Source organism: Bradyrhizobium sp. F1.4.3, from assembly GCF_040548375.1.
GTDB lineage: Bacteria > Pseudomonadota > Alphaproteobacteria > Rhizobiales > Xanthobacteraceae > Bradyrhizobium.
The window spans coordinates 44,574-59,534 of record NZ_JBEPRN010000004.1 but is presented as its reverse complement, the minus strand read 5'-3'; the positions used below and the strand labels follow the sequence as shown (position 1 = coordinate 59,534).

The 14,961-nt window shown below is 63.9% G+C and carries 15 protein-coding genes; 14 read left to right on the top strand and 1 reads right to left on the bottom strand.

What is annotated here, in order from left to right; genetic code table 11:
- Positions 1-8: 8 nt before the first annotated feature.
- Together ABIB73_RS14565 and ABIB73_RS14560 are read left to right on the top strand one after the other, a co-directional pair.
- Entirely contained in the window at positions 9-3,245 is a 3,237-nt protein-coding gene (locus tag ABIB73_RS14565; protein WP_354225037.1) for a bifunctional cytochrome P450/NADPH--P450 reductase, read from the top strand.
- A 31-nt stretch (positions 3,246-3,276) separates the two neighbouring features.
- Positions 3,277-3,951 carry a spermidine synthase gene (locus ABIB73_RS14560; protein WP_354225036.1) on the top strand — a complete coding sequence of 225 codons (675 nt, stop codon included), beginning with the start codon at positions 3,277-3,279 and terminating at the stop codon, positions 3,949-3,951.
- Here ABIB73_RS14560 and ABIB73_RS14555 read toward each other — a convergent pair.
- The gene (locus tag ABIB73_RS14555; RefSeq protein ID WP_354225035.1) at positions 3,948-4,868 is read right to left on the bottom strand and encodes an alpha/beta fold hydrolase; all 921 of its coding nucleotides are present in this window, start codon (positions 4,866-4,868) and stop codon (positions 3,948-3,950) included. The genes ABIB73_RS14560 and ABIB73_RS14555 overlap by 4 nt on opposite strands.
- A gap of 169 nt (positions 4,869-5,037) precedes the next feature.
- Here ABIB73_RS14555 and ABIB73_RS14550 point away from each other — a divergent pair, with 169 nt between their 5' ends.
- The 12 genes from ABIB73_RS14550 (at position 5,038) to paaE (ending at position 14,940) form a co-directional block, all read left to right on the top strand.
- Positions 5,038-5,418, top strand: coding sequence for a hypothetical protein (locus ABIB73_RS14550; protein WP_354225034.1), 381 nt, complete (start codon positions 5,038-5,040; stop codon positions 5,416-5,418).
- The gene (locus ABIB73_RS14545) at positions 5,415-6,497 is read left to right on the top strand and encodes an alpha/beta fold hydrolase (RefSeq protein WP_354225033.1); all 1,083 of its coding nucleotides are present in this window, start codon (positions 5,415-5,417) and stop codon (positions 6,495-6,497) included. The genes ABIB73_RS14550 and ABIB73_RS14545 overlap by 4 nt, the downstream gene beginning before the upstream one ends.
- Positions 6,494-7,087 (top strand): GNAT family N-acetyltransferase, encoded by a 594-nt coding sequence (locus ABIB73_RS14540; RefSeq protein WP_354225032.1) that lies wholly within the window; start codon positions 6,494-6,496, stop codon positions 7,085-7,087. Before ABIB73_RS14545 ends, ABIB73_RS14540 begins: the two co-directional genes overlap by 4 nt.
- A gap of 181 nt (positions 7,088-7,268) precedes the next feature.
- Positions 7,269-7,724 carry a phasin gene (locus ABIB73_RS14535; protein WP_354225031.1) on the top strand — a complete coding sequence of 152 codons (456 nt, stop codon included), beginning with the start codon at positions 7,269-7,271 and terminating at the stop codon, positions 7,722-7,724.
- A 164-nt stretch (positions 7,725-7,888) separates the two neighbouring features.
- Positions 7,889-9,175, top strand: coding sequence for a DUF445 domain-containing protein (locus tag ABIB73_RS14530; protein WP_354225030.1), 1,287 nt, complete (start codon positions 7,889-7,891; stop codon positions 9,173-9,175).
- Between the two features lie 186 nt (positions 9,176-9,361).
- The gene (locus ABIB73_RS14525; RefSeq protein ID WP_354225029.1) at positions 9,362-10,132 is read left to right on the top strand and encodes an esterase/lipase family protein; all 771 of its coding nucleotides are present in this window, start codon (positions 9,362-9,364) and stop codon (positions 10,130-10,132) included.
- A 216-nt stretch (positions 10,133-10,348) separates the two neighbouring features.
- Positions 10,349-11,215, top strand: coding sequence for a phenylacetic acid degradation operon negative regulatory protein PaaX (paaX, locus tag ABIB73_RS14520; RefSeq protein ID WP_354225028.1), 867 nt, complete (start codon positions 10,349-10,351; stop codon positions 11,213-11,215).
- Positions 11,216-11,291: 76 nt separating this feature from the next.
- Positions 11,292-12,284: a 1,2-phenylacetyl-CoA epoxidase subunit PaaA gene (paaA, locus tag ABIB73_RS14515; RefSeq protein WP_354225027.1), complete on the top strand. Its 993-nt coding sequence runs from the start codon at positions 11,292-11,294 to the stop codon at positions 12,282-12,284.
- A 10-nt stretch (positions 12,285-12,294) separates the two neighbouring features.
- Complete coding sequence (gene paaB / locus ABIB73_RS14510) at positions 12,295-12,582, top strand: 1,2-phenylacetyl-CoA epoxidase subunit PaaB (protein WP_080136639.1); 288 nt, start codon at positions 12,295-12,297, stop codon at positions 12,580-12,582.
- A complete protein-coding gene (gene paaC / locus ABIB73_RS14505) occupies positions 12,582-13,358 on the top strand; it encodes a 1,2-phenylacetyl-CoA epoxidase subunit PaaC (RefSeq protein ID WP_354225026.1) in 777 nt (258 codons plus the stop codon). The genes paaB and paaC overlap by 1 nt, the downstream gene beginning before the upstream one ends.
- Positions 13,352-13,855 carry a 1,2-phenylacetyl-CoA epoxidase subunit PaaD gene (gene paaD, locus ABIB73_RS14500; protein ID WP_354225025.1) on the top strand — a complete coding sequence of 168 codons (504 nt, stop codon included), beginning with the start codon at positions 13,352-13,354 and terminating at the stop codon, positions 13,853-13,855. The genes paaC and paaD overlap by 7 nt, the downstream gene beginning before the upstream one ends.
- A 2-nt stretch (positions 13,856-13,857) precedes the next feature.
- Positions 13,858-14,940, top strand: a complete 1,083-nt coding sequence (gene paaE / locus ABIB73_RS14495) for a 1,2-phenylacetyl-CoA epoxidase subunit PaaE (RefSeq protein ID WP_354225024.1) — start codon at positions 13,858-13,860, stop codon at positions 14,938-14,940.
- Positions 14,941-14,961: the final 21 nt, after the last annotated feature.

Below are 14,961 nucleotides of genomic sequence, written 5' to 3'. Positions count from 1 at the left end.
GTAGTTTGATGTCATCCAAGAACCGACTGGACCCAATTCCGCATCCGCCGACCAAGCCGGTGGTCGGCAACATGCTGTCGCTGGATTCGGCCGCCCCGGTGCAGCACCTGACGCGGCTCGCCAAGGAGCTCGGCCCGATCTTCTGGCTCGACATGATGGGCTCGCCGATCGTCGTCGTTTCCGGCCACGATCTCGTCGACGAGCTCTCCGATGAAAAACGCTTCGACAAGGCGGTGCGCGGCGCGCTGCGGCGCGTGCGCGCGGTCGGCGGCGACGGCCTGTTCACCGCCGACACCAGGGAGCCGAATTGGAACAAGGCGCACAACATCCTGCTCCAGCCGTTCGGCAACCGCGCCATGCAGTCCTATCACCCGAGCATGGTCGATATCGCCGAGCAGCTCGTCAAGAAATGGGATCGGCTCAACGCGGACGATGAGATCGATGTCGTCCATGACATGACCGCGTTGACGTTGGACACGATCGGCCTGTGTGGCTTTGATTACCGCTTCAATTCGTTCTACCGGCGCGACTACCATCCCTTCGTCGAGTCGCTGGTGCGCTCGCTCGAGACCATCATGATGACCCGCGGCCTGCCGTTCGAGCAGTTCTGGATGCAGAAGCGGCGCAAGACCTTGGCCGAAGACGTCGACTTCATGAACAAGATGGTCGACGAGATCATAGCCGAGCGTCGCAAGAGCGCGGAGGCCGTCGACGACAAGAAGGACATGCTCGCCGCGATGATGACCGGGGTCGACCGCTCGACCGGCGAGCAACTCGACGACGTCAACATCCGCTACCAGATCAACACCTTTTTGATCGCAGGCCACGAGACCACCAGCGGCCTGTTGTCCTACACGCTCTATTCGCTGCTGAAGCATCCGGACATTCTGAAGAAAGCTTATGATGAGGTCGACCGCGTCTTCGGCTCTGATGTCGACGCCAAGCCAACGTATCAGCAGGTGACGCAGCTCACCTACATCACCCAGATCCTGAAGGAGGCGCTGCGGCTGTGGCCGCCGGCGCCGGCCTATGGCATCTCGCCGCTGAAGGACGAGACCCTCGGTGGCGGCAAGTACAAGCTCAGGAAGGGCACCTTCACCACGATCCTGGTGACGGCGCTGCATCGCGATCCCAGCGTCTGGGGGCCGAACCCGGATGCCTTTGACCCTGAGAATTTCAGCCGCGAGGCCGAGGCCAAGCGGCCGGTCAATGCCTGGAAGCCGTTCGGCAACGGCCAGCGTGCCTGTATCGGCCGCGGCTTCGCCATGCACGAGGCGGCGCTCGCGCTCGGCATGATCCTCCAGCGCTTCAGGCTGATCGACCATCAGCGCTACCAGATGCATCTGAAAGAAACGCTGACGATGAAGCCGGAAGGCTTCAAGATCAAGGTTCGTCCGCGCGCCGATCGCGAGCGCGGTGCCTATGCCGGGCCTGCGGTGGCGGCAACGCGTGCGGGCACCACAGCGCCGCGCGCGACCACGCGGCCCGGACACAACACGCCCCTGCTGGTGCTCTACGGTTCCAATCTCGGCACGGCGGAAGAGCTCGCGACCCGCGTCGCCGATCTCGCCGAGGGCAACGGCTTTGCCACCAAGCTGGCGCCGCTCGACGATTATGCCGGCAAGCTACCGGAAGAGGGAGGCGTGTTGATCTTCTGCGCCTCCTACAATGGCGCGCCGCCGGACAACGCCACCGAATTCGTCAAATGGCTCCATGGCGACGTGTCGAAGGATGCTCTGTCGAAGGTGCGCCATGCCGTGTTCGGCTGCGGTAACAGCGACTGGGCCGCGACCTATCAGTCCGTGCCCCGGTTCATCGACGAACAGCTCGCAGCCCGTGGCGCGCGCAGTCTCTATACGCGCGGCGAGGGCGATGCGAGGAGCGATCTCGACGGCCAGTTCGAAATTTGGTTCGCAGCCGCAGCACCTGCGGCCATGAAGGAATGGGGTCTGACTTCGGACTTCAGCCGCAGTGCCGACGATCAGCCGCTCTACAAGGTAGAGCCAGTGGCGCCGGGTGCGGTCAATGCGATCGCGGCGCTCGGTGGTGCCGCCGCAATGAAGGTACTCGTCAACGACGAGGTCCAGAACAAGAGCGGACCAAATCCATCCGAGCGTTCCACGCGCCACATCGAGGTGCAGTTGCCGCACGGCGTGAGCTACCGCGTCGGCGACCATCTCAGTGTGGTGCCGCGCAACGATTTGGCGCTCGTCGACGCCGTCGCACGTCGCTTCGGCTTCCTGTCGGCCGACCAGATCAGGCTGCAGGTCGCCGAGGGGCGCCGCGCGCAATTGCCGGTCGGCGATAGCATCTCGGTCGGCCAGCTCCTGACGGATTTCGTCGAGCTACAGCAGGTCGCGACGCGCAAGCAGATCCAGATCATGTCGGAGCATACACGTTGCCCAGTGACCAAGCCGAAGCTCGTGGCTTTCGTCGGCGACGACGCGGAGGCGGGGGAACGTTACCGTGCGGAGATTCTGACCCAGCGCAAGTCGGTATTCGATCTGCTCTCCGAATATCCGGCCTGCGAGCTGCCGTTCCACTCCTATCTGGAAATGCTCTCGCTGCTCGCGCCGCGCTATTACTCGATCTCGTCCTCGCCGTTGATCGATCCGGCACGCTGTAGCGTCACCGTCGGTGTGGTCGGCGGGCCGGCAGCATCCGGCCGCGGTCTCTACAAGGGTATCTGCTCCAACTATCTCAGCGATCGCCGTGCGGGCGATACGGTCTACGCGACCGTGCGCGAGACCAAGGCTGGTTTTCGGCTGCCGGACGATTCGTCCGTGCCGATCGTTATGATCGGTCCGGGCACGGGACTGGCGCCGTTCCGCGGCTTCCTCCAGGAGCGTGCCGCGCGCAAGGCGAAGGGGGCCGCCCTTGGTCCCTCGATGTTGTTCTTCGGCTGCCGCCATCCTGACCAGGATTTTCTCTATGCCGACGAGCTGAAAGCGCTGGCGGCAAGCGGCATCACCGAGCTCTTCACCGCGTTCTCGCGCGCTGATGAACCGAAGACCTATGTGCAGCATCTCTTGGCCGCGCAGAAGGACAAGGTCTGGCCCCTGATCGAGCAGGGCGCGATCATCTATGTCTGCGGCGACGGCGGCAAGATGGAGCCCGACGTCAAGGCCGCGCTGGTCGCGATCCATCGCGAGAAGAGCGGCAGCGATACCGCCGCAGGCGCGCGCTGGATCGAGGAGCTCGGTGCGAAGAACCGCTATGTGCTGGATGTCTGGGCTGGAGGATAGCCTGCTGGCCCGATCGTGCTAAAGCTCTCCCATGATTCCCTGGGAAAAAATCGATACCGCCAAAATCCCCGACTCCGACGAAGAGCTCCGCCTGATGCGGCGCGGCAAGGAGTTCTCCATCAAGCTCGGCACCAACGAGCTGATGAACAACCGCCTGTCGGGTTCGGAAGCCGCGCTCGCGACGCTCGCGGCGAAGCAGGTCGAGGCGGTCACAAAGCCCGTCGTTCTCATCGGTGGCCTTGGCATGGGCTTTACGCTGCGCGCGGCGCTTGCCGTGCTCACGAGCAGGGCGAAGATTGTGGTGTCGGAGCTCGTGCCGGCGGTGGTGACCTGGGCGCGAGGCCCGATGGCGCAGGTTTTCGGTGACAGTCTCGATGATCCCCGGGTGAGCATCCGGGAAACCGATGTTGGCGAAATCATCCGAGCGCAGCGATCGGCCTTTGACGCCATTCTCCTCGACGTCGACAACGGGCCTGAGGGACTAACCCGGAAGGGCAACGACGCGCTCTACAATGCGAGCGGGTTGAAAGCCGCAAAGACGGCGTTGCGGCCGGGTGGAGTGCTCGCCGTCTGGTCGTCGGGACCCAACCCCGCTTTTACCAAGCGCCTTGGGAGCGCCGGCTTTGACGTCAATGAAGTCGCTGTCCGCGCCACCGGCAGGGGCGGTGGCGCGCGTCATGTGATTTGGATCGCGCGGAAGGGCTAGGCCGCCTTCGCCGCCGCACCATGCGCATGGTTGTCGATGGCATCGATGATCTCGGGCCAGAAGCGCATCGGCAGCGCGTGGCCCATGCCATCGATCATCAGCAACTTTGCGCCTGGAACGGAGGCCGCCGTGTCCTTGCCGCCCTCTGGCCGCACGAGCGGATCGACCGTTCCGTGGATCACCAGCGTCGGTGTCTTCACATCATGCAGCCGTTCCTTTCGGCTGCCGGAGGCAAGGACGGCGCGGAGTTGCCGGCCGACGCCGGCCGGATTGAGGCCGCGTGCGAACACGCGCTCGGCACGATCAGGGTCGAGCGCCTCTTCCTCCGGAAACGATCCGGCGCGTAACACCTTCCAGGTCTGGCCGTAGCGGACAATGAATTCCTCTTTGCTGCGCGGCGGCGGTGCCATCAGCATCGCGGAGGCTTCCCGCGTCGGCGGCGGTACGCGCGGATTGCCTGTGGTCGACATAATCGAGGTGAGCGAGCGCACGCGCTCGGGAAATGACAGCGTCACCTCCTGCGCGATCATGCCGCCCATGGAGGCGCCGACCAGATGCGCGGATTTGATGCCGAGCGCATCCATCAGGCCGACCGTATCCCTGGCCATGTCGATCAGCTTGTAGGTTGCGGCAACTGGGATCCTGAGGAAGCGCAGCTTCAGCAGCTCGAGCGGCGTCAGCCGTTTGCCGCCGGTCAAATAGCTGGACTTGCCGATGTCGCGATTGTCGAAGCGGATCACGCGAAAACCGCGTCCGGCGAGCTGCTCGCAGAAGGCGTCGTCCCAATGGATCATCTGCGCGCCGAGCCCCATGATCAACAGCAGCGGCTCGGCGTTGTCGGTGCCAAAGATCTCGTAGCAGATGTCGATGCCGTTGGCGTGGACGGTCTGGGGCGGCTGATGCGCGGAGGCGTTCACGGGCGCGTTCCCTCGAGTTTTTGATCGATGCTGTATCGCATGGTTTCCTGTCGCGAAGAAGCGGCGTGCGCGAGACCGCACCCGTGGCTTGCCGGTTGACCGGCACCTCGCAACGGTGTGGTATGGCGGGACAAGAAGGGCCCAAGCCCTCCACATTGGGAGGACGCTGATGACCGACAAGATCACCGATCCGGTCGCCTTGTGGCAGAAAATGGTTGGCGAGATGGAGAAGGGTTTCAACTCCTTCGCCACCAAGGCGATGGAGACACCCGAATTCTCGCAGGCCGTGAACCGCGCCGGTGGCGTTGCTGCGGGTGCGCAGAGACAGTTCGGCGATCTCATGGAGAAATACCTGGTTTCCATGAACCTGCCGAGCCGCGAGCAGATGACCGGGATCGCTGAACGGCTGCAAGCCATGGAAGGCCAGATTGGCGAAATCAAGTCGATGCTGAGCCAGATGTCGGCCGCTTCCGGCGGATCGCAGGTCGACGCGGCATCGCGACCGCCGCGCACAAGACGTCCACCCTCCGAGGGCGGAGAGCCGAAATGAACGCGCCGACGGGACTTGATTTCGCAGGGATCCCGGAGCGCATCCAGTCCGAGGTGCAGCGCGCAATCCAGCGCAGCATCAAGGGCGTCGAATATTTCTCCACCTCGGGTCCCACGCTCGGCTCGACGCCGAAGGACGTGCTGCATTCGCGCGGCACGATGAGCCTCTATCACTACCGGCCGATGTCGGAAGAGATCTATCGCGTGCCGGTCCTGGTCGTGATGGCGACCACCAATCGCGGCTACATCCTCGATCTCGTGCCCGGGCAGAGCTTCATCGAGTTCCTGCTCAAGCGTGGCTACGACGTCTACATGCTCGACTGGAGCGCGCCGCGGCCGGAGGAGAAGAGTTTGCGGATGGAGGACTATGTCCTCGACTTCATCCCCGATTGCGTCCGCCGGGTGCAAGCCGATTCCGGCGAGCAGGACGTCTCTGTCATCGGTTATTGTTTCGGCGGTGTGCTATCGCTGCTCTACGGCTCGATCTTCCCGGACGGGCCGATGAAGAATCTGATCTGCTTCACCACGCCGATCGATTTCCGCGAGATGAAGCTGTTCTCCAACTTCTCCGACCGCCGCTATTTCGACGTCGACCGCCTCGTCGACAGTATCGGCAACGTGCCGCCGGAGATGATCCTGTCGTCCTTCGAGATGCTGCGCCCTGCCTCGCGCACGGTGAGCCAGATTCAGCTCTGGGAGAACATCTGGAACGACGAGTTCGTGAAGTCTTACCGGATGTTCGATCGCTGGGCGACCGACACGCTGCCGCTCGCGGGCGAATATTTCCGCACCATCACCAAGGATCTGATGTGGGACAACAAGCTGTTCAACGACACCATGTCGGTCGGCGGCCGTGCGGCAAAGCTGGAGAACATCAAGGTGCCATTCCTGCATGCGGTAGCCGAGCATGATCACATCGTGCCGTATGACGCCGCAAAGCATCTGATCACCAAGATCGGGTCTGGCGACAAGGAAGAGGTGATGCTCAAGGGCGGTCACGTTTCGCTGGTCGCCGGCGCCAATGCAGTGAAGCGGCTGTGGCCGAAACTGGATACCTGGCTGGGAAAGAGATCGACATGAATGAGCAGCGTGCCTATCCGCGTCACGTCAAGACCGAGGCCGGCGACATCGAGATCCGGCTGATGTCGCCAGCGGACGAAGCCGCGGTGCTCGCCTTCGGCAAGGGCCTGCCGACCCATGACCTGTTGTTCCTGCCGCGCAACATCAGCGAGCCCAAGGTGCTGTCCGCCTGGGTCAAGGAGATCGAGCGCGGCGCGATCACGAGCCTGCTCGTGGTCATGGACGGCAAGGTCGTCGGCTGCGGCACGCTGGTGCGCGATCCGCATTCCTGGTCGCCCCATGTCGGCGAGATCAGGATGGTGGTTTCGCCCGACGTCCGCGGAAAGGGGGTGGGAAAAGCACTGTCTCAGGAGACTTTCGCGCTCGCGCTCGGGGCCGGTTTGGAAAAGCTCTCCGTCCAGATGACGGTCGACCAGCAGGCGGCGATCGCCCTGTTCGAGAGCCTTGGCTTCAAGGCAGAGGCGCTGCTGCGGGACCATGTCCGGGACGTCGATGGCAAGACCCACGACATTGTCGCGCTCGGGCACAACATCGCGCAGGTCCAGGCCCAGATGGAGGCCTATGGGCTGCCGGGCGCTGTCCAGCACTAAAAACCCGGGCGGCTAGGGAGGCACCAGATTGCCTCCCATTAAGGCTGTTCACGGTTTCGTGATATCGCAGTGCAATATGAATGTTGCATCGCACAATTAACTATGCGATAGAAGCCGTGCCCCGGGCCACAAATGGACGGGGTGAGCCCATAGCTCAACCCAATGAGGATGGAGAGACCCAATGACCACCGAAACCAACACCGCTTTCGAGGGCTTCAAGGACGCGTTCAAGAACATCCAGAACCTGGAAGTTCCTGAGGCTGCCCGCGAGTTCGTCAAGAAGACCGCCAATACCGCTAAGGACCGCGCTGCCGAAGCTTTCGCCGGCTCCGAGCGGGTGACCGCCGCCGTCGAGAACGCGGTGACCGAATCCGTCGCCGAGGCCGGCAAGATCAGCCGCAACATCCAGCAGGCGATCTATGAGGACGCCGAGGCGTTCTTCTCCGGCATCGACAAGCTCGCGTCCGCCAAGTCGTTCAGCGAAGCCGTCGAGATCCAGTCTGGCCTGCTCCGCGCCAGCGGCGAAACCTTCGTCTCGCGTGCCAAGGCGACCACCGACTATCTCGGCAAGCTCGCCGCCAATGGTGCGAAGTCCGCTCAGGACAACTTCGCCAAGGTCTACACCAAGACCGCCTGAACCGGCGCTCGAGACGAGAAACTGAATTTTGAGGCCCGCTTCGGCGGGCCTTTGTTTTTTGCGCTGCCGTCGTTGCGAGCGAAGCGAAGCAATCCAGTCTGCGTCTGCGGAGAGATTCTGGATTGCTTCGCTTCGCTCGCAATGACGAGTACTGTGATGCAGTCATGGCTCCATCCGCTACTTTCTCCTTTGACTCTCCTGGTGATGCCGAACGCGCGGCCGAATTGCGCCGCGTGAAAGCATTGGCGACGCTGGTGCTGGCTTCGACGCTCGCGCTGTTTGTCGTCGCGAAATGGCTTTTGCCCGTGCATCCCGCCTTCGGCTTCATCGCTGCTTTCGCGGAAGCCGCGACCATCGGCGGGCTCGCCGACTGGTATGCGGTGGTCGCTCTGTTCAAGCGGCCGCTTGGCCTTCCGATCCCGCACACCGCGATCATCCAGAGCAATCAGGCCCGCATCGCCGACAAGCTCGGCGAGTTCATCCAGGTGCATTTCCTCGAGGCCGGGCCGGTCGAAGCCAAGCTGAACGAGATCGACTTCGGCTCCTTCGTCGCCGACTGGCTGCGCGACCGCAAGCGCAGCGACGATCTGGCGCGCTTCGCGCTCCGCCTGCTTCCGGAGGCGTTCTCGGCGACGGAAAGCTCCGGCCTGATGACCTTCATCATCCGCCGCATGTCCTCGCAGCTCCAGGCGATCGACCTCGCGCCGCTCGTCGCCGGCACGCTGCGCGGCTTCGTCGCGGAGCGGCGGCACCAGATCCTGTTCGACGATCTCCTGCGCGTGATGCACGACACGCTGAATCAGAAGGAGACGATGGCGATGATCCGCGAGAAGGTGCGCGCGGAATTGCCGACCCTGCTCAGGCTGTATCGCGCCGACAAGTTCCTGGTGAACAAGATCGTGGCGTCCGCCACCGCCTTCTTCGACGAGGTGCGCAGCGATCCCAAGCATCCATTCCGCGGCGAGTTCGACCGCATGGTGCTGACCTTCGTCGACCGGCTCGGCACTGACCAGGCCTATATAGGTCGCATCGACGGCTTGAAGCGCGATCTCCTGGCGCGCCCCGAGCTTGCCGATCTCGCGCGCACCGTCTGGGCCAACACGCGGGCCTTCATCGAGCGCAGCGCGACCGGCGAGACGCAGGTGTTGCAGCATCATCTCGCGGGCATGTTCGTTGCCGCCGGTGAAGCGCTCGCTGGCGACGCCGAGCTGCGCGGCGAGATCAACAAGGGGTTGGTGACGGTGCTCCGCAGCTTCGTCGCCGACCAGAAGAGCGGCGTCTCCACCTTCATCTCCGACCAGGTGAAATCGTGGAATATGGCGCAGCTGATTTCGCTGATTGAAATCAACATCGGCCGCGATCTGCAATACATCCGCTTCAACGGCTCGCTGATCGGCGGGCTCGCCGGTCTCACGCTCTACTCCGTAGAATTCCTGCTGCGATTGCTGTGACTTTTGCGTCACGCCCCTGAGCATTAACGCCCAGCCTATTGTGGCCCCGCGCCTGTCCCGCTTGAATGTCGGGAACCGGCCACCTAGCTGATTCATGTTGCGCTGCGGAACGTTCAAGAAGCCGGCGTATTGGAATTCATCGCCCCAGCCGGCATCGCGGCCGGTCTCCTTCCAAAGGAAACATTGATGACCGCCACCGCCCAGACCCTGCGCCCGCCGTCCCGTACCCTGATGTTTCTGGAGGGGCGCGCGATTCATGAGCTCGGCGCATTCCTCGGCGCGCTGCCGCTTCTGAGCCTCGCGCCGCGCGGCGACGGACATCCGGTTCTCGTGCTGCCGGGCTTGGTGGCCTCCGACGCGTCCACGCGTCCGCTGCGCGCGTTCCTGACGTCCAAGGGCTATGCGGTGAGCGGCTGGCGCCAGGGCCGCAATTACGGCCTGCGTTCGGGCGTGCAGCATGCGATGGTCGATCTGGTCCAGGAGCTCAACGACACCCATGGCCGCAAGATCAGTCTTGTGGGCTGGAGCCTCGGTGGCCTCTACGCGCGCCAGCTCGCCAAGATGATGCCCGAGCGGGTGCGTCAGGTAATCACGCTCGGCAGCCCCTTTGCCGGCGATCCCAAATCGACCAATGCCTGGCGTATCTATGAATGGGCCAGCGGACAGCGTGCCGATCAGGTCGATCCGCGCTTCGGCGGCGAGCTCGCCGTTCCGCCGCCGATGCCGACCACGGCGATCTTCAGCCGCACCGATGGCGTCTGCGCCTGGCAGGGCTGCATGGAAAAGACCGGCGCCGAGACCGAGAGCATCGAGGTGGAGAGCAGCCATTGCGGCATGGGGCATCACCCCGCCGCGGTCTATGCTGTGGCCGACCGTCTCGCGCAGACGGAAGGCGAGTGGCAGCCGTTTGATCGCAGCGGCTGGCGCAGCCTGGTCTATCCCGACCCGCATCGGTAGTGCTCTTCTTCACCTCGCTCCGCTTGCGGGGAGAGGTCGGATCGCATCGGAGATGCGATCCGGGTGAGGGGGACTCTCCGCGAGTCCAACTCCCACCGTTTCTGAGGAAGCAGCCCCTCACCCCAACCCTCTCCCCGTAAGAACGGGGCGAGGGAGAAGCAAGAGCGTTGCACCCGTCCATTGTCGTGCCTGCACCAAACGCGCTATGCCTCCCGCATGGCGCATCCGCTCTCCCGCATCATCGACCAGCTTAAGCGCGAGCCGTCGCGCACCGGCTCCATCGTCATCACGGTGTTCGGCGACGCCATCGTGCCGCGCGGGGGCTCGGTGTGGCTCGGCACGCTGCTGGAATTCTTCGCGGGCCTCGACATCGACAGCGGCGTGGTGCGCACCGCAATGTCGCGGCTCGCGGCCGATGGCTGGCTCACGCGCGAAAAGGTCGGCCGCAACAGTTTCTATCGGCTCGCCGAAAAGGGCCGGCAGACGTTTGAAGCTGCCACGCGCCACATTTACGATCCGCCACAATCCGACTGGACCGGACGCTTCGAGCTGCTCCTGATCGGCAATGGTGAGGACCGCGACGCCTCGCGTGAGGCGCTGCGCAACGCCGGCTTCGGCAGTCCGCTGCCGGGCGTGTGGGTCGCGCCGTCGGGCGTGCCGATCCCGGAGGAAGCTGCGGGCGCCATTCGCCTCGAAGTCTCGGCCGAGGACGACAGCGGGCGCCGCCTGCTCAGCGCGAGTTGGCCGCTGGACCGCACTGCGGACGCCTATCTCAAGTTCATGAAGATGTTCGAGCCGCTGCGCGCCGCCATCGCGCGCGGCGCGTCTCTCTCCGAGGCTGATGCCTTCACCGCGCGCATCCTCCTGATCCACTATTATCGCCGGGTCGTTCTGCGCGATCCGCTACTGCCCGAGAGCCTGCTGCCGGCCGACTGGCCGGGCAGGGCCGCCCGCGAGCTCTGCGGCGAAATCTATCGCGCGCTGCTCCTCCCGTCGGAACAATGGCTTGATGGCTACGGAACCAATAAGAAGGGGCCTTTGCCCCCGGCGCGAAAGCTGCTGGAACGGAGGTTCGCGGCCTGATTTTTATGTTACATAAAAATCTTGCATGAACTAATTTTTGTCATATATTGCCTCCCAACGAATTGGGAGGATGCGCATGTATACCCAGGCGCTCAATACAGCCGAGGCCGACGACCGCGGTCTTGAGGATGCAGCAAAGGCCGCGCGATTCCAGGCCCGCATCGATGCCGAAGAGCGCATCGAGCCGAACGATTGGATGCCGGCCGGCTATCGCAAGACACTGACCCGCCAGATCTCCCAGCACGCCCACTCCGAAATCGTCGGCATGCTGCCCGAAGGCAACTGGATTACGCGCGCGCCGTCGCTGCGTCGCAAGGCCGCGCTGCTTGCCAAGGTTCAGGACGAGTGCGGCCACGGGCTTTATCTCTACGCTGCCGCCGAGACGCTCGGCACCTCGCGCGAAGAGCTAGTCGACGCCATGCTCGCCGGAAAAGCCAAATACTCATCCATCTTCAACTATCCGACGCTGACCTGGGCCGACATCGGCACCATCGGCTGGCTGGTCGACGGCGCCGCGATCATGAACCAGATCCCGCTATGCCGCTGCTCCTATGGCCCCTATGCGCGCGCGATGATCCGCGTCTGCAAGGAGGAGTCGTTCCACCAGCGCCAGGGTTACGAGATCATGCTGACGCTGTGCCGCGGCTCGGACGAGCAGAAGGCGATGGCGCAGGATGCGCTGAACCGCTGGTGGTGGCCGGTGCTGATGATGTTCGGACCGCCCGATGCCACCAGCCAGCACAGCGACGTCTCGACCAAGTGGAAGATCAAGCGCTTCTCCAATGACGAGCTGCGCCAGAAGTTCGTCGATGCGACCGTGCCGCAGACGCAATATCTCGGGCTGACCATCCCCGATCCCGGCATGAGGCAGGATGCCGACGGGCACTGGCGCTACAGCGAGATCGACTGGACCGAATTCAAGCAGGTGCTCGCGGGCAACGGCCCGTGCAACCGCGATCGCATCGCCGCGCGCCGCAAGGCGCATGAGGACGGCGCCTGGGTGCGCGAGGCCGCAGCCGCTTATGCCGCAAAGCGCGCGCATCGCCAGACCGCACAAGCTGCCGAATAGGGAGATCACAATGGCCACGCCGAACACGCCGCTGTGGGAGGTCTTCATTCGCAGTCGCAACGGGCTCGCGCACAAGCATGTCGGCTCGCTGCATGCCAGCGACGCCACCATGGCCTTGCAGGCCGCGCGCGACATCTACACCCGCCGCGGCGAGGGCCTTTCGATCTGGGTGGTGCCGTCGACCGCGATCACCGCCAGCGATCCGGCCGAGAAGGGCATGATGTTCGAGCCGGCGGAATCGAAGATCTACCGGCATCCGACGTTCTACGAGGTGCCTGACGAAGTGGGGCACATGTGATGCCCGTCGCCAACATCGAAGTCTCCGAAACGCCGCTGGTGCTTTACGCGCTACGCCGCGCCGACGATGCACTGATCCTCGGCCACCGGCTGTCGGAATGGTGCGGGCATGCGCCGATGATGGAAGAGGACATGGCGCTCTCCAACATCGCGCTCGACCTCATCGGCCAGGCGCGCGAACTCTACTCTTACGCAGCCAAGGTCGAGGGCAGGGACAACGACGAGGACAAGCTCGCGTATCTGCGTGACGTAAGGCAGTACCGCAACCTGCTGCTGGTCGAGCAGCCCAATAGCGACTTCGCCCAGACCCTGGTACGGCAGTTCTTCTACTCCGCGTTCGCCGACCTCTACTGGCGCGCGATGATGGCCTCGCGCGATCCGACGCTTGCCGCCATTGCCGCCAAATCCGAGAAGGAGAGCGCCTATCACCTGCGGCATACCTCGGAATGGATCATACGGCTCGGCGACGGCACCGAAGAGAGCCACGCCCGCGCGCAAGCCGCGATTGACCACCTCTGGGCTTTCACTGGTGAGATGTTTGCCGTCGACGACAGCGAGCGCGCCCTGATCCATGCCGGTATCGTCGTCGATCCGGGTATCTTGCGCGGTTGCTGGCTGACGACGCTTTCCGATATCGTCAACGAAGCCACGCTCAAACTGCCGCAAAACGATTGGATGCAGCAGGGCGGCCGCGTGGGCCGGCACAGCGAGCATCTTGGCCATCTCCTCAGCGAGCTGCAATCGATGCAGCGCACCTTTCCGGGGCTGACATGGTGACGGTGCTCGACAGCGATACCGAGTTGCGCCGCCGCGCCTGGGATGCCGCGGCGAGTGTGGTCGATCCCGAAATTCCGGTGCTGACCATCGCCGATCTCGGTGTGCTGCGCGACATTTCTCTCAATGGCGGTCATGTCGAGGTCGCGATCACCCCGACCTATTCGGGCTGCCCGGCGATGAACATGATCGCGCTCGAAATCGAGCTCGCGCTGGAGCGCGCCGGTTTCCGCAGTCCCAAGGTCCGCACCGTGCTATCGCCGGCCTGGACGACGGACTGGATGAGCGAGGAGGGGCGCAGCAAGCTGCGCACCTATGGCATAGCGCCGCCGCAGGCCTCCAATTCGCGCCGTGCGCTGTTCGGCGAGCAGGCGGTTGTCTGCCCGCAGTGCGGTTCGGAGCAAACCGAACTGCTGTCCGAATTCGGCTCGACCTCCTGCAAGGCGCTGTGGCGCTGCAAGTCCTGCCGCGAACCCTTCGACTATTTCAAGTGTCATTGAGCATGTCAGCAGCCGCACCACGCTTCCATCGCCTGGCTGTCAACGATCTCCGCCGCGAGTCGTCGGATGCGGTATCGCTGACCTTCGCGATCCCGCGCGAACTCGCCGACGACTATGCGTTCAGCCCCGGCCAGTACCTCACGCTCCGCACGATGCTGGATGGCGAGGAGGTGCGCCGCTCCTATTCCATCTGCTCCGGTCCCGACGATGGCGAGATCCGCATCGCCGTGAAGAAGGTCGATGGCGGCGCGTTTTCGAGCTGGGCGGCCGACGACTTGAAATGCGGCGATGAGCTCGACGTGATGACGCCGACGGGCCGCTTCGGCGTGATCCCGCCGGCCGAGACCGGAAGCATCCATGTCGGCTTCGCCGCCGGCTCCGGCATCACGCCGATCCTGTCGATCGTGAAGGGCGTGCTGGCGCGCGAGCCGCAGAGCCGCTTCTTCCTGTTCTACGGCAACCGCGCGACCGACAACATCATGTTCCTCGAAGCGCTCGAGGAGCTCAAGGATCGCTTCATCGACCGTCTCTCGATCTTCCACGTCATCTCGGGCGAGGAACAGGACATCCCGATCCTGCACGGCCGGCTCGAAGGCGAGAAAGTAAAGGTGCTGCTGCGCTCGCTGGTGCCGGCCGCGAGCGTCGACCATGTTTTCGTTTGCGGTCCCCTTGGCATGAGCGAGGAGATCGAGGCGACCTGCCGCGATCTCGGCATCGCCGGCGAGCGCATCCATGTCGAGCGTTTCGTCTCCGAATTCGGCGGCAAGCCGCGCCCGAAGAAGATTGTTGCTCCCGATGCGCGCCCGAAGGCGATCGCCTCGCTGATTATCGACGGCAAGCGCCGCGACGTGCCGGTCGCCGAGGACGAGGCGATCCTCGATGCTGCGCTGCGCGCTGGCGTCGATCTGCCTTTTGCCTGCAAGGGGGGCATGTGCTCAACCTGCCGCGCAAAATTGGTGGAAGGCGAGGCGCCGATGGACATCAACTATTCGCTGGAGCCCTGGGAGCTGAAGGCCGGTTTTGTCCTGACCTGCCAGGCCAAGCCGTCGTCCGAGCGGGTCGTGGTCGATTACGACCACGTTTGACAGTCTTGACCAACCAGCAGA